The sequence below is a fragment of the Algoriphagus aurantiacus genome (genome assembly GCF_035156405.1).
GTDB lineage: Bacteria > Bacteroidota > Bacteroidia > Cytophagales > Cyclobacteriaceae > Algoriphagus > Algoriphagus aurantiacus.
Genome location: NZ_JAXRUT010000004.1, coordinates 295,289 through 313,771, shown reverse-complemented (window position 1 = coordinate 313,771; position 18,483 = coordinate 295,289). Strand labels below are relative to the sequence as shown.

16 protein-coding genes and 1 tRNA gene are annotated in these 18,483 nt (G+C 40.4%); 10 read left to right on the top strand and 7 right to left on the bottom strand.

Annotated features, from left to right (window positions below; all coding sequences use genetic code 11):
- Nucleotides 1–35: 35 nt before the first annotated feature.
- The 5 genes from SYJ56_RS06585 to SYJ56_RS06565 all read left to right on the top strand — a co-directional run bounded on the left by SYJ56_RS06585 (nucleotide 36) and on the right by SYJ56_RS06565 (nucleotide 7,616).
- Nucleotides 36–1,532 carry a M28 family peptidase gene (locus tag SYJ56_RS06585; RefSeq protein WP_323832844.1) on the top strand — a complete coding sequence of 499 codons (1,497 nt, stop codon included), beginning with the start codon at nucleotides 36–38 and terminating at the stop codon, nucleotides 1,530–1,532.
- A gap of 579 nt (nucleotides 1,533–2,111) precedes the next feature.
- The gene (locus SYJ56_RS06580; protein ID WP_323832843.1) at nucleotides 2,112–3,152 is read left to right on the top strand and encodes a quinone-dependent dihydroorotate dehydrogenase; all 1,041 of its coding nucleotides are present in this window, start codon (nucleotides 2,112–2,114) and stop codon (nucleotides 3,150–3,152) included.
- Between the two features lie 53 nt (nucleotides 3,153–3,205).
- Nucleotides 3,206–5,692 carry an FtsK/SpoIIIE family DNA translocase gene (locus SYJ56_RS06575; RefSeq protein ID WP_323832842.1) on the top strand — a complete coding sequence of 829 codons (2,487 nt, stop codon included), beginning with the start codon at nucleotides 3,206–3,208 and terminating at the stop codon, nucleotides 5,690–5,692.
- A 33-nt stretch (nucleotides 5,693–5,725) separates the two neighbouring features.
- Entirely contained in the window at nucleotides 5,726–6,379 is a 654-nt protein-coding gene (gene lolA1, locus SYJ56_RS06570; protein WP_323832841.1) for an outer membrane lipoprotein periplasmic chaperone LolA1, read from the top strand.
- Nucleotides 6,380–6,425: 46 nt separating this feature from the next.
- Nucleotides 6,426–7,616, top strand: a complete 1,191-nt coding sequence (locus SYJ56_RS06565; protein ID WP_323832840.1) for an NHL repeat-containing protein — start codon at nucleotides 6,426–6,428, stop codon at nucleotides 7,614–7,616.
- A gap of 103 nt (nucleotides 7,617–7,719) precedes the next feature.
- Here the strand turns inward: SYJ56_RS06565 and SYJ56_RS06560 are convergent, their stop codons facing one another.
- Together SYJ56_RS06560 and SYJ56_RS06555 are read right to left on the bottom strand one after the other, a co-directional pair.
- On the bottom strand, nucleotides 7,720–8,586 hold the full coding sequence (locus tag SYJ56_RS06560; RefSeq protein ID WP_323832839.1) for a VOC family protein: 867 nt from the start codon (nucleotides 8,584–8,586) through the stop codon (nucleotides 7,720–7,722).
- Nucleotides 8,579–9,463 (bottom strand): SRPBCC domain-containing protein, encoded by an 885-nt coding sequence (locus SYJ56_RS06555; RefSeq protein WP_323832838.1) that lies wholly within the window; start codon nucleotides 9,461–9,463, stop codon nucleotides 8,579–8,581. The genes SYJ56_RS06560 and SYJ56_RS06555 overlap by 8 nt, the downstream gene beginning before the upstream one ends.
- Before the next feature lie 120 nt (nucleotides 9,464–9,583).
- Between SYJ56_RS06555 and SYJ56_RS06550 the strand changes: the two genes are divergently transcribed.
- A complete protein-coding gene (locus SYJ56_RS06550; RefSeq protein WP_323832837.1) occupies nucleotides 9,584–10,564 on the top strand; it encodes a GlxA family transcriptional regulator in 981 nt (326 codons plus the stop codon).
- An 82-nt stretch (nucleotides 10,565–10,646) separates the two neighbouring features.
- Here the strand turns inward: SYJ56_RS06550 and SYJ56_RS06545 are convergent.
- Nucleotides 10,647–10,719, bottom strand: a tRNA-Met gene (locus SYJ56_RS06545).
- Nucleotides 10,720–10,863: 144 nt separating this feature from the next.
- Here SYJ56_RS06545 and era point away from each other — a divergent pair.
- The 4 genes from era (at nucleotide 10,864) to SYJ56_RS06525 (ending at nucleotide 14,033) form a co-directional block, all read left to right on the top strand.
- The gene (era, locus tag SYJ56_RS06540; protein ID WP_323832836.1) at nucleotides 10,864–11,757 is read left to right on the top strand and encodes a GTPase Era; all 894 of its coding nucleotides are present in this window, start codon (nucleotides 10,864–10,866) and stop codon (nucleotides 11,755–11,757) included.
- 2 nt (nucleotides 11,758–11,759) lie between these two features.
- A complete protein-coding gene (gene der, locus SYJ56_RS06535) occupies nucleotides 11,760–13,073 on the top strand; it encodes a ribosome biogenesis GTPase Der (RefSeq protein WP_323832835.1) in 1,314 nt (437 codons plus the stop codon).
- 76 nt (nucleotides 13,074–13,149) lie between these two features.
- A complete protein-coding gene (locus tag SYJ56_RS06530; RefSeq protein ID WP_323832834.1) occupies nucleotides 13,150–13,347 on the top strand; it encodes a hypothetical protein in 198 nt (65 codons plus the stop codon).
- A gap of 62 nt (nucleotides 13,348–13,409) precedes the next feature.
- Nucleotides 13,410–14,033 carry a SprT-like domain-containing protein gene (locus SYJ56_RS06525; RefSeq protein ID WP_323832833.1) on the top strand — a complete coding sequence of 208 codons (624 nt, stop codon included), beginning with the start codon at nucleotides 13,410–13,412 and terminating at the stop codon, nucleotides 14,031–14,033.
- Nucleotides 14,034–14,130: 97 nt separating this feature from the next.
- Here SYJ56_RS06525 and scpB read toward each other — a convergent pair whose 3' ends face one another.
- The 4 genes from scpB to SYJ56_RS06505 form a co-directional block, all read right to left on the bottom strand.
- A complete protein-coding gene (gene scpB, locus SYJ56_RS06520) occupies nucleotides 14,131–14,691 on the bottom strand; it encodes an SMC-Scp complex subunit ScpB (protein ID WP_323832832.1) in 561 nt (186 codons plus the stop codon).
- Nucleotides 14,692–14,694: 3 nt separating this feature from the next.
- The gene (locus SYJ56_RS06515) at nucleotides 14,695–15,078 is read right to left on the bottom strand and encodes a TraR/DksA family transcriptional regulator (RefSeq protein WP_323832831.1); all 384 of its coding nucleotides are present in this window, start codon (nucleotides 15,076–15,078) and stop codon (nucleotides 14,695–14,697) included.
- A gap of 412 nt (nucleotides 15,079–15,490) precedes the next feature.
- On the bottom strand, nucleotides 15,491–15,661 hold the full coding sequence (locus SYJ56_RS06510; RefSeq protein WP_323832830.1) for a hypothetical protein: 171 nt from the start codon (nucleotides 15,659–15,661) through the stop codon (nucleotides 15,491–15,493).
- A gap of 262 nt (nucleotides 15,662–15,923) precedes the next feature.
- The gene (locus SYJ56_RS06505; protein ID WP_323832829.1) at nucleotides 15,924–18,443 is read right to left on the bottom strand and encodes a lamin tail domain-containing protein; all 2,520 of its coding nucleotides are present in this window, start codon (nucleotides 18,441–18,443) and stop codon (nucleotides 15,924–15,926) included.
- Between the last annotated feature and the right edge of the window lie 40 nt (nucleotides 18,444–18,483).

Sequence of the window (18,483 nt, the reverse complement as noted above, 5' to 3'; positions counted from 1 at the left end):
TCCATCTGAATTCAAAAAAACCTAACTATATACTAATGAATAAAAGTCTGTTATTGACGGGCGCAATGGCTCTTGGCCTTGCACTACCTTCCTTGGCACAGCAACCTGCACAGGTGAAATATGCCAACACGATCACCGCTGGAGACCTGAAAGAACGTCTTACTTACCTCGCTTCTGACGAAATGAAAGGTAGAGACACTGGCTCCGAAGAACAAAAAGTAGCCGCTAATTACTTGGCAGACTTTTACAAGAAAATTGGATTATCAGGCCCTGTAGCTGGAAGTTACCTACAGCCAGTTGAGCTAGTTAGCTCTTCATTTGGAGAGGTTTCTTTGAAAGTAGGAAAACACAAACTTGTAAATAATGAAGATTTTGTTTTCATTGGTGATGGAGACATGAAGAAAGCAGCAAAGACCGACCTTGTTTTCCTAGGTTTGGTTTCGGAAGAAAATCTGGCTAAAGTTGACGTGAAAGACAAATTGGTTGGAATTTGGGCTGTGGGCGTAAGATCGAATGACCTGTTGACTCAAGTAATGGACGCAGGTGCTGCCGGTATTGTGATTGTAAGCATGGAAGGTCAGGCAAACTTTGACCGAATTGCTGGTCGCTACCAAAGCTTAGCTGGAAAAGGAAGAGTTGGTTTCCCAAAGCCTGTTGAGCAGAAGCCAGTATTCATGGTAAGCTCTGATAAAATGGCTGAGCTATTCGGTACTCCTGTGGAAGACTTGAAAGAAGCTGCAAAAACAAATCCAGAGTCAATCAAGTCGCAGAAAGCCACTTACCAAATCGAAAAGAAAGTTGAAGAAGTGGAGAGCTCGAATGTTATGGGCTACCTTGAAGGAACTGACAAAAAGGATGAATTGGTAGTAATTTCATCTCACTACGACCACGTAGGTGTGAGCAGCACTGGCGAAGTATTTAACGGCGCTGATGATGATGGATCAGGAACTGTATCCGTTACGGAAATTGCTGAGGCTTTTGCTACAGCTGCAAAAGACGGTATCAAACCAAGAAGATCTATCCTTTTCCTGAATGTAACAGGTGAGGAAAAAGGTCTTTTAGGGTCTGAATATTATTCTGACAACGCAATTTTCCCTTTGGAAAACACTGTAGTGAATATTAACATTGATATGGTGGGAAGAATTGATTATGAATATCAAGATGCTGAAAACACGGATTTCGTCTATGTGATCGGTTCGGAAATGCTTTCTACAGATTTGAAAAAAATCCTGGAATACAACAACATCACATATTCTGACCTGATACTGGATTATAGATACGATGCTGAGGATGATCCAAATAGATTCTATTACAGATCAGATCATTACAATTTCGCGAAGCATAATATCCCAGTTGCATTCTTCTTCAATGGTGTACACGACGATTATCACCAAGTAACTGATACCGTGGACAAAATCGAATTCCCTCTTTTGGAAAAAAGAACAAAACTGATCTTCCACACGGTTTGGGACGTAGCCAACAGAGAAAACAGACTCCGTGTTGATGGAACAAACAACAGACCGGCTAGATAATTAAACCGGATATTAAGAATTTGNCCCTCTTTTGGAAAAAAGAACAAAACTGATCTTCCACACGGTTTGGGACGTAGCCAACAGAGAAAACAGACTCCGTGTTGATGGAACAAACAACAGACCGGCTAGATAATTAAACCGGATATTAAGAATTTGAAGAGGTTGTCTCATAACTTAAATCAACAGCCTGACATTTGAGTATTTGGAATTTTTCTCAGATACCTACCCGTACAAATTAGAGGCTGTCCCTACTTATGAGACAGCCTCTTTTTTTACGGTTTAGGGAAAATAGCAAGAATGAAAATTTGGACACGACGAAAAACAAATTTGATCTTATAAGACTTCGCTCAGTCAGACAACCATCAAGTGGAAAAAAGTTAGCCGCCAGGAGCCTTTGCTTCACATATACTAAGCAGACACTACCGTTCATTTGTCACAAACGGGTTGTAACCAAACACAAATCGCGAACTCTGTGTCATCCTCCGTGGTCTTTGCGGTAAAAATAAATTGATTTCAATTTTCCAATCTTCAATTTTTTTAAAACGGTATCTTTGCCACACGAACGCAATCCAACCCTACGTGTACAAATCATTACTCAAACCCCTCTTTTTCTTAAAAAAAGCTGAAGATGCCCATCATCTGACGGTTAAGCTGACAAGACTTACATTTAACCTACCAATTATTGGTTCACTTGTAGAATCTACTTTTAAACTGGAAGACAAAAGGTTGGAAAGGGAAGTATTCGGGCTGAAATTCAAGAATCCAGTTGGATTGGCGGCTGGTTTTGACAAGGATGCCAAGGTAATTGATGAAATGGCAATGCTCGGCTTTGGCTTCATCGAGATCGGTACATTGACCCCCAAACCTCAGGATGGAAATCCGCAACCGCGACTTTTCAGGCTTCCTCAAGACGAAGCGCTGATCAATCGTATGGGCTTCAATAATGGAGGCGCTCTCCAAGCTGTAGAGCGATTGAAAAAGCGTAAATCAACTGTGCTCGTCGGCGGGAATATTGGCAAAAATAAAGTCACTCCAAACGAAAATGCGGTGGAAGATTACATGTTCTGCTTAGATGCTCTGCATGATCACGTAGATTATTTTGTAGTAAATGTAAGCTCCCCAAACACGCCAAATTTGCGTGATTTGCAGGAAAAGGAACCGCTAAAAGCATTGCTCCAGGCGGTGAAAAATGCAAATGCTCTCAAGCCTAATCCTAAACCAATCCTGTTGAAAATCGCACCGGATTTAACAGATGGTCAGTTGGATGACATAATCGAAATCGTACAGGAAACAAAAATCGATGGAGTAATAGCGACCAACACAACAATAGATCGTTCACAATTGAGCACCTCAGATGCTGAAGTTGAGGCGATAGGAGCCGGAGGAGTAAGTGGAAAAGTATTAAGCAAAAGAAGTACAGAAGTAATCAGATACCTTACAGAAAAGTCGAATAAAGCTTTCCCGATCATTGGAGTGGGGGGAATCTTTTCGGCAGAGGATGCAATAGAAAAACTTGAAGCTGGAGCCAGCTTGATTCAAGTGTACTCGGGCATGATTTATGAGGGACCTGGGTTGATCAAAAAGATTAAAAAAGGATTATTGGCTCATTTTTCGCAGTAATTTGTCAATCTAAATTCATTAATCTTATCTTAAATCGGATTTGAATCGAATACATGGCCACCAATTCACCAAGGACCAATACTTTTAGAAAAAAAGGAGAACCCACCAAAAAGAAAGGAGCAGGCTTCAAGGCACCGAACCTTTCATTTGGGAAGTTTAATTCCACCAAGCTTGTCTTGACACTCGGTATTTTACTGATGTCAACCGCTATTTTTCTGTTAATTGCTTTCATCAGCTATCTCCTGAATGGCCCTGCGGATCAGAGTTTGGTTATGAATAACCCAGACGAAGCGATTCGACAAACAGCCCGGGAATCTACCAACTGGCTGGGATATCTTGGGGCGCAGGCCGGCAATTGGATGATTTATCGCTGGTTTGGAATAGCAGCTTTCTTATTTCCTCCCTTATTGTTTTTATTGGGATTCAAGTGGGCTTTCAAAATATCACTGGTTTCGCTTACCCGATACACTACCTTCGCACTTTTCTTCACATTCTGGCTTGGCTTATTGACAGGATATGTGGTGATTTTGATCCAAGGCTATTCCTATTGGAGCTTTCTATCAGGCGGTTTTGGATACGAATTAGCTAAGCTATCAGCAGATTTCTTGAGTTGGGGAACGTTCATTTTACTGGGCGGATCCATGCTTATTTTTGTCATATTCTTCTTTGATATTGACAAATTAGACTGGTTTAGCAACAAAGATTCCGATTCTGACCTGTCCGAGGATGAGCTAGATACTGCTTCTGCTGCTCCTGTGAAAAACCCATTCAAAGAGGATGAAGAGATAGAGGAAGAAATCGATGACGACGGCAGTTCTTGGGTAATCAAAGAAGATAATCTAGAGGAACCAATCGAACTCAATCCGGAGTCAAAACCGAAGCCTAAAAAGGAGGAAATCGCTTTTGATGTACCTCAACTCAATATTCTAGATCCAATAGTAGAACGTGAGGCACAAAACAAAGCTGAAACAAAAAACTTTTCAGTAGTAAAGCCAATAGGGGAAGAAAAAACTGCTGAGGAAGTTGAGAATTTGGACGCTTATGACCCCACTCTTGACCTTCCACATTACAAATACCCAACGCTTGACTTGCTCAATGAATACGATGTTCAAAAAGTCACAGTTAGCCGACAGGAACTTGAAGACAATAAAAACAAGATTGTAGAGACTCTTGAAAACTTCAAGATTGGAATTCAGGAAATCAAAGCGACCATTGGCCCGACTGTTACGCTGTATGAAATAGTTCCTGAACCAGGTGTAAAAATCTCCAAAATCAAAAATCTGGAAGATGATATTGCCTTGAGTTTGGCGGCTTTGGGGATTAGAATTATTGCTCCGATCCCGGGAAAAGGCACAATTGGTATCGAAGTTCCTAACAAAAACAGAGAGCTGGTTCCTGCTCGTGCAGTCTTAGGCACGGAGAAATTCATGCGCTCAGATAAAGACCTCCCTATTGCTTTGGGCAAGACTATTTCCAATGAGGTTTTTGTTGTTGATTTGGCAAAAATGCCTCACTTACTAATGGCTGGGGCAACTGGTCAAGGTAAGTCTGTAGGCTTGAATATGATCTTGGCTTCTTTGATTTACAAAAAGCATCCGTCGCAATTAAAGTTTGTCCTTGTAGATCCTAAGAAGGTGGAATTAACCCTTTTCAATAAGATCGAAAGACACTTCTTGGCCAAACTTCCCGGTGCGGAAGAAGCAATAATCACCGATACCAAAAAGGTAATTTACACGCTGAACTCTCTTTGTATTGAAATGGATAATCGATACAATTTATTAAAGGACGCTGGCACAAGAAATTTAAAGGAATACAACGCAAAATTCGTCGCACGCAAGCTCAATCCAGATAATGGACATAAGTTCATGCCCTACATTGTCTTGGTAATTGACGAATTAGCCGATTTGATGATGACTGCTGGTAAAGAGATCGAAGGCCCTATAGCACGTCTTGCACAACTTGCCAGAGCAATTGGTATTCACTTGGTAGTCGCTACCCAAAGACCTTCAGTGAATGTGATTACAGGTATTATCAAGGCGAATTTCCCGGCGCGCCTTTCTTTTCGTGTGACCTCCAAAATCGATAGCCGGACTATCCTCGACACCGGCGGAGCAGATCAATTGATAGGCATGGGAGATATGCTCTTATCGCATGGATCCGAAATAACACGGATTCAATGTGCATTCTTGGATACACCTGAAGTCGATTCAATTTGTGATTGGATTGGCGAGCAAAAAGGCTATTCAGACGCCTATTTACTTCCAGAGTTTGAAGGTGAAGATTCTGACAATTCGATTGGAGATGTTGATTTTTCTGATTTAGATCCGCTATTCAATGATGCAGCGAGACTCCTGGTAATGCATCAGCAAGGAAGTACATCTTTAATTCAGAGAAAGCTGAAATTAGGCTACAACCGTGCGGGTAGAATCATTGATCAATTGGAAGCTGCGGGAATTGTAGGCGCATTCGAAGGTTCCAAAGCCCGAGAGGTACTTGTTCAAGACGAGGCTAGTTTGGAACGGTTATTGAATAGTTTGTAAAAGCTGTTCAACTAGTTCAAGCAGCCTCTTTCCATGAAAAAAATCCCCTTAATTTATACGCTTTTTCTTGCCTTACTATTCTCATTTGAAGCTACAGCTCAACAGGACCCTAAAGCAAAAATTGTTTTAGATGCCATGAGTCAAAAGATTCAGGCAATGAATGGTTTTACAGCAAACTTCGACTTCACTTTCCAAGATGCTTCAGGACCTGGGGATCGACAGTCAGGTGATATCGCTGTCAGAGGCGATCAATACCGCCTCAAACTCCCAGATCAGGAAATCTATAACGATGGTAAAACAGTTTGGACCTTTATCCAATCTGATAATTACAAAGAAGTGACTATCAACGATGCAGGCCAAATGGAAGGAGAACTTACCCCGTCGAATATTTACCGCATTTACGAATCTGGCTACAGCTATAAGCTGATCGAAGAGAAACAATTTCAGGGTAAAACAGCGCTAGTGGTAGAATTGCTCGCAGAGAAAAACAATGCGCCTTTCGAACAGGTCAAACTGATGATTGACAAAAGCAATTCAAATTTACTCGGATGGGAAATGTTTGATGGCCAAGGAGGAGTGTTTTCATACACCTTTAAAAACCTGAAACTTGAAGCAAATCTTCCAGCCTCCTATTTTGTTTTTGATGCAAAACAATATCCTGGCATAGAAGTAATTGACCTACGGTAATCGGTAAAGTTTTTTTTCTTATACTAGTAGTCTTAAAACTACCTATATGAAGATTAAACTATCTTTATCATATCTCGCTTTTCTGATTTTTTCTTGTCAGTCGAAAGATAGCCAGACGGAAAACATCACAAATGAGCCACCTAGCTATAAACTGGAGACATTAGATTCTGTTACTGTCCGAGATATCTTGGCTAAAAGTTTCTTGTTTCAGACTGCGGACGAAGATCATTTGATTTTTAGAGACGTTATTTCCAGTGAGATTTATGTATTCGATAGAGTCGGAAACCCAGTTGATAAATGGAAAAAAACAGGCGATGTGCCTGGTTCTTTTTCTTATACCAGTGGACAAATAACGCAGGACAAAGCAGGCAATTTGGTCGTATTGGACATCATGAATGGCCTGAAAGTGCTAAAGAAAAGTGGTGAAGTGATCCAGAATTTTGGCATACATCAGCGCCAGTGGAGCCTGGGAGCATCTATCTCACATTTCAAATCATATCAAGTCATCGAAAAAGAAGGGAAGGAATACCTACTATATTCTCTTGATGTAATTGAGGAGGCGACCGGTGACTATGATCCTGAATTTCTCCAAAAAAGAAAAACCTTACTACTGACGGAACTAGAAACAGAGGAAACCAAAACTATTCTTCCATTCCCTGAAGGCTCTCAATTCTTAAATGGAAATGTATTTTTCTTTAATGATTTCAGACCTGTATTTTCATATGATGAAAAATTCCAAATGCTATATATAGCATTTCAGAATGAGCCAATAATCTATACCTACGATTGGTCAGGAGCGGAGCCAATTTTGAAAGAAAAGACGCCCTTGGATCTAGACGGATTTGTACCAGGCAAAGGGTTTGAGAAAGGAGTCGTCAGTTTTGCGAAGATTTCAGATTACAAAATTAATCCCTACCCATCCCAAATTATCAATTTGGAAAAATATGGAGAGGACTTGCTGATCAGCTACAAACCAAGTCCGTCTGATAAAGGTGATTTGGCACTTGTGATGGCAGATGAAGTCTCCAAAGAATTAAGAAAGAAGTTGAATATCGAAACAAAAACCAAAACGGTAGTAGTGACTCAAAAGGGAGATATTATCCCTTTGGACTTACCAGAAATGAACTCATATGAATTCTCAGTAATCGGGGATGATATCTGGTGGATGAAAAAGTATAATGGAGAAGAAGAACAGGAAGATTATACGGTGTATCGTAGTAGACTCGTTAAAAACTAGAATGACATCCATTATTTAACAGTAGGTCAACTATAGCATTATAAAAAGATAAATCCTGCTTCTGGAGAAGCAGGATAACTTTGCTGGTAAACTAAAAGTCTTTTTAAGCGTTTTTCAATTCCTCGATATCAAACTTTTTCATTTTCATAAAAGCCTGAACTACGCGCTCGGATCGCTCTGAATCAGACATTAATTCAGGAAGGATTTCAGGTACAATCTGCCAAGAAACCCCAAATTTATCCTTCAACCAGCCACACTGATCCTCCCTGCCACCTTCCAAAAGTTTCTCCCAGAAATAATCTATTTGTGCTTGATCTCGGCATTCTACTACTAAGGAAAGAGCCTCATTGAAATCAAAATCATGCACAATCGCGCTGTCCATAGCCGCAAATACTCTTCCGCTCAATTCAAACTGTGCATGGTTGATTTTACCATCTTGACCATTAGGTTCATCAGCTTCATATCTAGAAATGAACTTGATTTCGGAACCACCAAAAATACTGGTATAGAAGTTAATAGCCTCTTCAGCTTTGCCAAAATTAGTCCCAGAAAACAATAAGGCCGGAATGAATTTTTGATCGGTTTCCTCAGGTTTATCAATGGTGAGTTGCCAGGTAACTCCAAATCTATCCTGCAGCCACCCGTACTTTTTACTCCAAGGATAAGAATCCAATGGCATTAAGGCCCGGCCGTTTTCTATCAACTTATCCCAAACCACTTGCATTTCATCATCATCAGATATGATCGTAAAAAACGAAATAGCTGGGGTAAATTTAAATTGCGGGCCACCATTCAGACACATGAACTTTTGATCTGATGACCTGAACACAGCTACCATCGGATTCTCGTCTACAATCGCAGAATCTGAAAACACAGAGCAGTAAAACTCAGCGGCTTCTTTTGCATTGCCATCAAACCACAAGCAGGGATAGATGGGGTTATTAAGAGTGCTAGTGGGATTATTATCCATTTCTTTCGCAGATTTCTTTGAGTTTGTCAAGCGCTTTTGGCCACATGCCAGTAAAATATTCATCGAATTCCATGGTGGAATCCAAGTCAATCAAGAGTAAAGTCCCAGTGCCATTCTCTTTAAAAGTATATTTCTCATGAGCTCCCTTCCACATTTCTACTTCTTTTCCTTCCAATACTTCTACACCTTCTTTTAGTACACCTAGATGCTCTATATCCAAATGCTTGTTAAGTACGTTTTTAACCACCTTGCTAACCATCCCATTTTGATTCCCTTCTTCCCCTTGGGACACAAATTGAATTTGACTTCCCTCTTCCCAAGTACCTATATAAGTTGATCCTGGGGAAAATACATCCGTCCATTCTTCGTAGGTAGGCTTCTCAAGCATAATTCTGTACACCTCGGAAGGGCTCTTTTTGATCGAAATTTCAAAATGCAACCTGACCAATTTTGCCGATGATTCTGTGTAGGTTTTGAAGTTTTCCAAAATAGCCTGCCAACCGTCTTTTTGCATTTCAGTCGAATTATCCATCTCAGCATCGAAAATCTCTGTTATTTCTACCCCATCAGGTACTTCCCTAAAGGAAACTTTCACATGCCGCCCATCTTCCATAAGGTAAGTGTAAAAAGAATGCTTCTCCACTTCCTGATAAACACCTTCAAAGTCAAATCCCATACTGCCATCTTTGGCCTCCATTCTGGAAGTAAAGCTTCCACCAGGCTGAAGGTCATTTTCTGCTCTTGGTGTATGCCAATCAGGAGAAGCATTATTCCAATGGATGATGTGGCTGGGCTGAGTAAAGTAGTTCCAAACAGTTTCTAAAGGTGCATCAACAATTGTTTGAACGGTAATTTTGGTTTTTTGAGTAGTAGTCATGATATTCTGGTTTATTTTTAAAAATTTACTTAACAAATTTATCAAGTAAGGGATCGACTCACACTGTTCAATTCAGACAAATGATAGGCGAATTGCGACAGGGAATATTAAATTCAAGTTATGAAAAATATTGCTATTCTAGTTCCGGAACAATCTGTTTTGCAAGCAATTGCGGACCCCCAATATTGTTTTTCTGCCGTTAATGATTTCATGATCAAATCCGGAGGAGATCCTCTTTTTCATGTTGAACTCGTGGGGTTGAACCCGGAAGTCAAATTAAATAACAAACGCTATTCCGTATTTCCAGATCAGCTTTTGCCTACGGCTACTCCTCCGGATCTAGTGGTGATCCCTGCACTTTTCGGAGACATGAAACAGGCCGTAGAGGCTAACGAAGCCTATATTCCTTGGATAAAAGAACAATACAATGCAGGGACAGAGATTGCATCGCTTTGCGTAGGTGCCTTCCTATTGGGCGCTACAGGGTTACTAAATGGTAAAAAATGTTCTACGCATTGGGGATTTGCAAATCAATTCCGAGAATTTTATCCTGAAGTGGAAGTTTTGGACGGAGCTATCGTGACGGAGGAAAATGGGATATATTCCAGCGGCGGGGCTCATTCCTATTGGAACTTACTGCTTCACATGGTTGAAAAATATGCAGATAGGGAAATTGCAATATTAACTGCTAAGTACTTCGCGATAGACATAGACAGAGATAGCCAGACTGCTTTCTCCATATTCAAAGGCCAGAAATCCCATCAGGATGAGGCTGTAAAAAAAGCGCAGGAATACATAGAAAAACAGCTCGAAGAACGTATAACTGTGGATGTACTCGCAGATCAAGTGGCGTTAGGCAGGAGAAGTTTTGAGCGTAGATTTAAGCGAGTCACCAATAATTCCGTACTCGAATATATTCAGCGTGTAAAAGTCGAGGCCGCCAAACGAAGTTTTGAAACTACAATGAAAAACATCACCGAAGTCATGTTTGATGTAGGCTACTCAGACACCAAAGCATTTCGAACTACTTTCAAAAAGATCACCGGACTCACTCCTATCGAGTACAGAAATAAGTATAATAAGTTGGCAAGGATGAATTGAGAATTGGTAATAAGGGTTTCATTTCAATCTAATCAAACTTCTGAGCAACAAAAAAGCCGATCATTTCTGACCGGCTTCGTAGTAGCGGGAACAGGACTCGAACCTGTGACCTTCGGGTTATGAGCCCGACGAGCTACCAACTGCTCCATCCCGCGATATATTTTAATTCTAAGAATTTCTGACTTTAAAGCCCTTCTGGCTTACATTTTCGCTTCTGGCGACTAGCCTTCCCCGATATTGTGGTACAAAGGTAAGGAGAAACTCTACAAAATCAAGTACCTTCGTAAAAAATTTCTACAATGGATTCACAAAAACATCAAGCAGGCTTTGTCAACATCATAGGAAAACCAAATGTGGGCAAGTCTACATTGATGAATATCCTTGTAGGTGAGCGTATTTCGATCATTACTTCTAAAGCGCAGACTACCCGACACAGAATTATTGGATTGACAAATTCCGAAAATTATCAAATTGTTTTTTCGGATACACCAGGAATGCTCAAGCCTCAGTACGAACTTCAGAAGAACATGATGAGCTTCGTAAACATCTCCCTGGAAGATGCTGACATCATTCTTTTTGTCACAGATCTTTTCGAGACAGATGCAGATATTGAGCATGTGATCGAGAAAATCAACGAATCAGGCGTTCCTGTATTATTGGTCATCAACAAGATTGATTTAGCCAAGCCAGGTCAACTGGAAGAAATAACCGCTTATTGGACTTCAAGAATTAAATCTGAATTAGTTATTCCGATTTCCGCAGGGGAAAAGTTTAACACAGAAAAAATTATACAGGAAATTCTGGATAGGCTTCCTGAGCACCCTGCTTTTTACGACAAAGCGGAACTTTCCGATCGATCCGAACGGTTCTTTGCCTCTGAGATTATCCGTGAGAAAATCTTCGAGAATTACAAAAAAGAAATCCCCTACAGCTCTGAGGTCTCCATAGAAGACTTTAAAGTGAAAAAAAATATTATCAGCGTCCGTGCCATAATCTATGTAGAAAGAGATAGCCAAAAAGGCATCATCATAGGCGACAAAGGTGCAGCTCTAAAAAAAGTGGGGATACAAGCCCGTGAAGAACTAGAAAAGTTCTTCGGCAAGAAAGTCTTCCTAGAAACCTTTGTAAAGGTGGAGCAAGACTGGAGAAAAAATAAATTGAAACTGAAAAAATTTGGGTACGACCCAACCTGATCATGGCAAATATAGTAGCGATAGTAGGACGGCCTAACGTGGGCAAATCCACTCTTTTCAACCGTCTGGTAGAAGAACGAAAGGCGATTGAAGACAATATGAGCGGAGTGACTCGCGATCGTCACTATGGACATGCGCAGTGGGCCGGTAAGTTCTTCTCCGTAATTGACACTGGTGGATACGTAACTGGCTCTACAGATATGTACGAAGCTGAGATTCGTAAGCAGGTGAAACTTGCCATCGAAGAAGCTGATGTAATTCTTTTCATTGTGGATTGCCACACGGGCCTTACGGATCTGGATAGTGAATTTGCCAAAGAACTACGAGGCACCAAGAAACCTATCTATGTAGTGGCTAACAAAGCGGACAATCAAGAGAAAAGCTTCGCTGCCCATGAGTTTTACGCATTGGGAGTAAGCGACTTTGAGGTTTATCCAATCGCATCTGCCAGTGGTAGTGGCACTGGAGAGCTTTTAGATGAGATGATTACACATTTCGAAGATGAAGGAATAGAAGATCCAGACGCAGACACGCCAAAGATTTCGATTCTTGGAAGACCAAATGTCGGTAAATCATCCTTCCTGAATGCCCTAATCGGTAAAGACCGCTCAATTGTCACAGATGAAGCTGGAACAACAAGAGATTCTATCCATACGAGGTATCAGCTTTTTGGCCAAGACTTTATCATCACAGATACTGCTGGAATCAGAAAAAAATCCAAGGTAACAGAGGATGTGGAATTCTACTCTGTCATGCGTTCTTTAAGAACTTTGGAGGAATCAGACGTAGTCATTGTCATGGTGGATGCCACCCGAGGGCTTGAATCTCAGGACATGAACTTGATTTCCCTCGCCATCAAAAACAACAAGGGCGTGATGATCATGGTAAACAAGTGGGATTTGATTGAAAAAGACCATAAAACCATGGGGAAAATCAAAGATGATATGTTGGAAAAATTGGGAGAAAATAAGTGGATTCCAATCATCTTCACTTCGGTGATCGAAAAGCAGCGGATATTCCAGGCGATTGAGCTGGCGGTGAAAGTATATGAAAATAAAACCCGTCGTATCCCTACTTCCAAATTGAACGACGTCATGCTCGCTGAAATCGAAAGATACCCTCCGCCAGCATGGAAAGGCAAGTACATCAAGATTAAATATACCACTCAGCTTCCTACCAAGAACCCGGTGTTTGCGTTTTTCTGTAACCTACCCCAATACATAAAATCTCCTTACACGAGATACTTGGAAAACAGACTCCGTGAAAACTTTGATTTCGAGGGGGTTCCAGTAAAAATTATTTATAAAAACAAATAAAATATATTTAATCATCTATTGTTTTATTGATCAAAACTGTAATACATTTGCAGAGTAATTAAGAAAACCACAAAAAATGAAAAAGGTATTTGCAATTTTCGCAATCGCTAGCATGTTCGCTGTAGCGTCATGCGGTAACAAAGAAGTTAAAGAAGAGACTGAGACTATCGAGGTAGTTGAAGAGCCAACTGTAGAGGAAGAAATCATTATCGAAGAAGCTGATACTACTGTAGTAGTAGAAGAGACTATCGAGGTTGTTGAGCCAGCTCAATAATTCTTCCTTTTCTAAATGTATTGAGTCCCGCATCTGCGGGACTTTTTTTTGTATTTTTCGGTATGAGTAGCTCTGAAAAACTGAAGGAAATATTAGCACAAAAGCTTCCATCTGCTGCTGTCAATTATGCAGTCGAACTTTGGGAAAAAGAGCCTTTTTCATTCAAAACTACCGCTACCCGCAAATCGAAATTGGGAGACTTCAGGTACCGAAGAGACCGACAGATCCAGACTATAACCATCAACGCGGATCTCAACCCCTATCAGTTTCTACTAACTTACATTCATGAAGTAGCACATCTACATGCCTTTGTAAGGTTTGGAATTGAAATTGCGCCGCATGGAGCTGAGTGGAAATCAACTTTTCAGCAATTAATGATTCCTGTTCTTTCTAGCAGCTTCTTCCCTATTGATCTACTCATTCCTTTGCGCAAGCATATGAAAAGCCCAAAAGCCAGTTCAGCAAGGGATCTTTTTCTAATGAAGGAAATGAGTAAATACGATGATAAAAGTATCAATCCAGGGAATGTTTTTCTATCCGATCTAAAGCCTGGAAATCGATTTTTGCTTTCAGGAAGAGAATTTGAAAAGGGAGAAACTCGAAGAACGCGAGTCTTGTGTCATGAAGTGAAATCCGGCAAAAAGTACTTAATAGCTCAACTGGCTAAAGTAAAGCTAATTGATTAGGTGTGCATCTCCGTGTAACTGCACGTAGGTTTTTTATCAATGGCTGAGGTTCATTTACTAAACTTTGCTATGCTGGTATTGTGGATAACTGTATTAACTAATCTCGCTCCTCTCCGATCTGGTTGTCTGGTTGAGAAAAATCTTTTGGTTGAGGCAAATCAGAAAGCGAATTGATCCCAAAGTACTCCATAAACTTGCTAGATGTGCCATACAGAATTGGCTTTCCCAACCCCTCAGACTTACCCTTGATATCCACCAACTCTTTTTCCAAAAGCTTCTGTACGGAGTAATCACTATTCACTCCCCGGATTTGCTCAATATCACCCTTGGTCACAGGTTGCTTGTAGGCGATAATCGATAAGGTCTCAAGCTGTGCAGTTGACAGTCTCTTCTGGGATTGCTGACGAAGAAGAATAGCAATGGAGGTTTGATAAGAAGGTTTGGTCAAAAATTGATACCCCCCACCCAAATGCTCCAGTTGAAAGGAAAAATCCTCTGACTGGTATTTTTCGGTCAAGTCATGAATAGCTTGATTCACATGATCATCAGGAATCTCAGCCTCAAACATTTCACTCAGGCACTTAACTATCTCCTCCTTGGGTAAAGGATTTGGAGCACAAAAAATCAATGCTTCAATATGCCTATGGAGAAAATCCAACGCTTATTTCTTAGCAAGTTTTGCTTCGATCGAATGCATAGTGTGAGGTACAGCCATCAGTCTTTCTTTCGCGATAAGCTTACCCGTATCTACACAAATACCGTAGGTTCCGTTTTTTATCCGAATCAAAGCATTTTCAAGATTAATGATAAACTTCTGCTGTCTGGCAGCCAGTTGATTTTGGCTCTCACGCTCTAATGTATCAGCTCCGTCTTCCAGCAATTTTGAAGTAGATGCTGTGTAGTCAGTGCCACTATCATTTTTCTTACTCAATGACTCTTTCAAGCCGTGCAGTTCTTCTTTTGCACTTTGAAGTTTCTTTAAAATAATTCCCTCGAATTCTTTTAATTCTTCTTGGGAATATGCGGTCTTATCTTCCTTGCTCATGGCCAACTAAAATTAGGTAACAGTATTGGGACAGTTGTTTTTTTAGAATTAGTTCTCTAAAATACATTTACGCGTTGGATTTCCAAGAGTTCCGGACTTAGCATTTCACTGAAAAGAAGCCCAATTTTTAAAGAAAGGGTTTATAAACAGAAAGTGTCACTAAGAAAAAACATGTTTGATTTTTTACCAAAGCCACAAATAAAAAAACTAAACCTCATTCCGGATTTCAAAAATACTGATAATCAAACAACTACAAACTCTTCTACTTCATTATTATTTAAAATGATAAGGCTCACTTTCCAACAAATGGCATTTTGATATCTGAGTCAAGGATTTATTGAGTGTTTTAAAAATTTCTGTTTTGGACGAAATTAATCTACACACTGCAGTTCAGGAGGTAAAAAAAAAGCCATCATGCGACGGCTTTTTCTTCAAGTATTAACTTCTTTAAGCGACTTTGGAGAACTAACGGATCTACATCCACTCGATACTTCATATTCAAGTACTGAGAAACTTCTTTGAGGTCTTTCCCATTCCGCAAGTGAATCATCTGCAAAGCTTGGGTGATAAGGTCTTTTTCCATGGGTTCGGGGAGTTAAGCATCTTAAGATACAATTTTATCCAATTGAAAACCCTAAATAATTACAAAAAGTTAAACCTGGATTTGCATTAGGTTTCGTAGCAGCCTGTCCCGGTTCTTTTCGGGAAGGGTTCAAGTTGCAAGAGAATTAGGCTGTTTGGAGAATGAGGCATAGCCCCGCTATGGAGAATTCGAAAACAGCAGCAAAACGACTGATTATAAAGCAACTTAAACCCGCAGTAGATTAGCTAATGCATATTTCAGGTTAAAGTTTAGAAGCAATAATTACAGTCTTACGAATCGTCTTAACCTGACCAGACAAGTCGTATAGTTCTACTAAAAGTATGTAGTATCCTGGCCTTACTATCTTTCCCTGACTATCCGTTCCTGTCCAAGTAAATAATCCTGATGCGCCTAGTAGTTCATTTTGCGCTAGCACTTGAATCAACTGACCCGAGGTGGAATAAACCCTAAAACTTCCGATCCATCCGCTTTGACCAAGTTCATATCGGAAAGTAGTAAAGGTATTTCCATTGCTTCCTTCAGGATCAAAAATGGCTGGATCGATTTGAATCAACTCTCCTTCGAATTCTCCATCGATCACTTGAGAATTTCTTCTACCTGGAGTCGCATACTCCTCCATTGAAGATGCCGAATGCCAGTTAGCAGGTAATGTGGCTGGTGACTCCCTTGAAAGTCGCTCTAGCGAAACGCCCTTAGGATCTCTCAAAAGCGGATGATGAAGATCTTCAGAATAAGTAAATGACTCCGCAACAGCCTCTGCAGAATCCAATAAAACCACAGTACCGCCAGCAATTGGATAGCTTGGAAGCGTTACGATTTTGACAAACTCCCCAAATGCCGATTTAGGAAAATCAAGCTTTAACATATCCGGGTTGGTCGTGATTGCCACAAATCCTTTCGGTGGAATAATGATGGAGTTTTCACTGAGTTGTTTTACTTGATCTACTTCTCCCACGTCATCAAGATTCGCCAGTTTCCAGTCTTTGACTTCAAGGTAATTATCCGTCACATTGATCAATTCTACAAACTTCGGCGAGCCTGTTTTAGGATTGAACAAAAGTTCATTAATCAACACGTCCCCAATTTTGGCCTGAACTGGCAAAACAAGTTGTAAAGACTCAGATTGGAGAAAGCTATTCCCAGAGCAATCTGTCAAATCTTTAATGTCCAAACTGTAAATTTTATTGGGCGTGACTTCCTCCGAAAAGTGAAGAGATATTTGCTTGGAACTTGTATTTGCGATGGAATCAATTTCCAAACTTGGCTCAAACACAAAGTTTGATTTATCAAAATCAGCTAGAATTGGTTTGGAAAATGTTACTAAGAGACTTTTCGAAGAAGTGAATTCAAAAGAATTCAGAACTGGTAGATTTTCATCTGGAGATAAATCAAAAATCGAATTTTGTCTGCCGGGCGAACCTCTAAGCGGATCAATCGATGGACTAAGCAAATCCGATTGCTCGCATGCGTAAAAGGGATTTGCAACTTCCAGGCTGTATCCTCCACTGGCAAATTCACTCCCTCCCCAGCTACTTGTAGAATACGACACCATATCAATCAGCTTTCCCTGATCATCTTTCAGACTTAGCTGATCACCTGAATTCAAAAGTGTAGGCCAACTCTTAACAGGAATCACCTTCCCATATTCGGCCAGAAGAGAAGCTTGATTTTCAGGTACCAAAAGTATAATCTCTCCAGGAAGAATCCATTCATCTTGGAGATTCACGGTGGATCTGGAATTTGACAAAGAAACTCCCTCAAGTCGTACAGCATATTCTCCAGCCTGATAGATCTCAACATATTCCACATTTGGAAGATCCAAATCAGCTTTGGGTGCAGGCATGATTTCATTGATCACCAAGGTCTTGGGAGGGATATAGGTCGGGTCAAAAAACTGAAAGGAAATGACGGTGTCCTGCAGGAAGTTTCCTTCTAGATCAGGGATTTGTAAAATCTCCATGTCATAGCTTTTACCTATCTCAAGCTTTTCTTCAAAGCTCAAATACACCAAAGAATCAGTCGTGAGCTTAGCTTCTATCGGCTCTAGCTCATTCAACTTATAATTGATAAGAAACTCCGAAAAGATAGGGTCTATTGCTTCATTGAATTGAATTTCTACTTGATTTGAATCAAAACCGCGAACACGTTTCACCTTTGGAGGGGTTTTGTCTTCTACAAATTCTCCAAACTCAAAATCATCCATCAGCCATTTGGCACAACTTCCTACACCTGAACCGTAGCGTATTTCCAGACGGAGAAAAACTTCTGCACTTTCAGAAAAAACATCTGGCAAGACTAACTCAAACAGCCTGAACTCCTGATCCTCATTTGCAAATTCATTTGCTCCATCTAAGATTTCTCGCTCAGAATAATTTCCATCCAAGTCCATACCCCAACTGTAAAAAACCTCGGCAGATCTGCTGCCGGAGCCGTTTCTAACTGATCTGGCCCAAAATCTTACCTTTGGATCGTTGAGTCCTTGGGGAGAAAGCCGAATATTAACTTCCCCATTAAATGTAGAAATAGGCTGAACAGCCAAAGCTTTGCTGCCATTCTTACCCACACTATTTGCCTGATAAATGCGGGAGGAAGTACCTCTGAGCTCATTTGCATACCAGCCAGGCAAAAACTCATTTGGATAGCTCTGTATATTAAATTCACCTTCAAAAGTTTGAACCTGATTACTAAACTCAGCCTGTGAGTCACTCTGTACTAAAACAGAGAAATAGATCAATTGCCAAATAAAAAATAAGCCAAGCATGCGCTAGTCAGATAAAAAGTCTAGCCTAAATATAATAATC

Coding starts and splice junctions, on each gene's coding strand:
- SYJ56_RS06505 (WP_323832829.1), bottom strand. CDS start 18,443: ATGCTTGGCTTATTTTTTATTTGGCAATTGATCTATTTCTCTGTTTTA.
- SYJ56_RS06565 (WP_323832840.1), top strand. CDS start 6,426: ATGAAGATTAAACTATCTTTATCATATCTCGCTTTTCTGATTTTTTCT.
- SYJ56_RS06525 (WP_323832833.1), top strand. CDS start 13,410: ATGAGTAGCTCTGAAAAACTGAAGGAAATATTAGCACAAAAGCTTCCA.
- SYJ56_RS06555 (WP_323832838.1), bottom strand. CDS start 9,463: ATGACTACTACTCAAAAAACCAAAATTACCGTTCAAACAATTGTTGAT.
- SYJ56_RS06585 (WP_323832844.1), top strand. CDS start 36: ATGAATAAAAGTCTGTTATTGACGGGCGCAATGGCTCTTGGCCTTGCA.
- SYJ56_RS06575 (WP_323832842.1), top strand. CDS start 3,206: ATGGCCACCAATTCACCAAGGACCAATACTTTTAGAAAAAAAGGAGAA.
- der (WP_323832835.1), top strand. CDS start 11,760: ATGGCAAATATAGTAGCGATAGTAGGACGGCCTAACGTGGGCAAATCC.
- SYJ56_RS06510 (WP_323832830.1), bottom strand. CDS start 15,661: ATGGAAAAAGACCTTATCACCCAAGCTTTGCAGATGATTCACTTGCGG.
- SYJ56_RS06550 (WP_323832837.1), top strand. CDS start 9,584: ATGAAAAATATTGCTATTCTAGTTCCGGAACAATCTGTTTTGCAAGCA.
- SYJ56_RS06560 (WP_323832839.1), bottom strand. CDS start 8,586: ATGGATAATAATCCCACTAGCACTCTTAATAACCCCATCTATCCCTGC.
- lolA1 (WP_323832841.1), top strand. CDS start 5,726: ATGAAAAAAATCCCCTTAATTTATACGCTTTTTCTTGCCTTACTATTC.
- SYJ56_RS06515 (WP_323832831.1), bottom strand. CDS start 15,078: ATGAGCAAGGAAGATAAGACCGCATATTCCCAAGAAGAATTAAAAGAA.
- era (WP_323832836.1), top strand. CDS start 10,864: ATGGATTCACAAAAACATCAAGCAGGCTTTGTCAACATCATAGGAAAA.
- SYJ56_RS06530 (WP_323832834.1), top strand. CDS start 13,150: ATGAAAAAGGTATTTGCAATTTTCGCAATCGCTAGCATGTTCGCTGTA.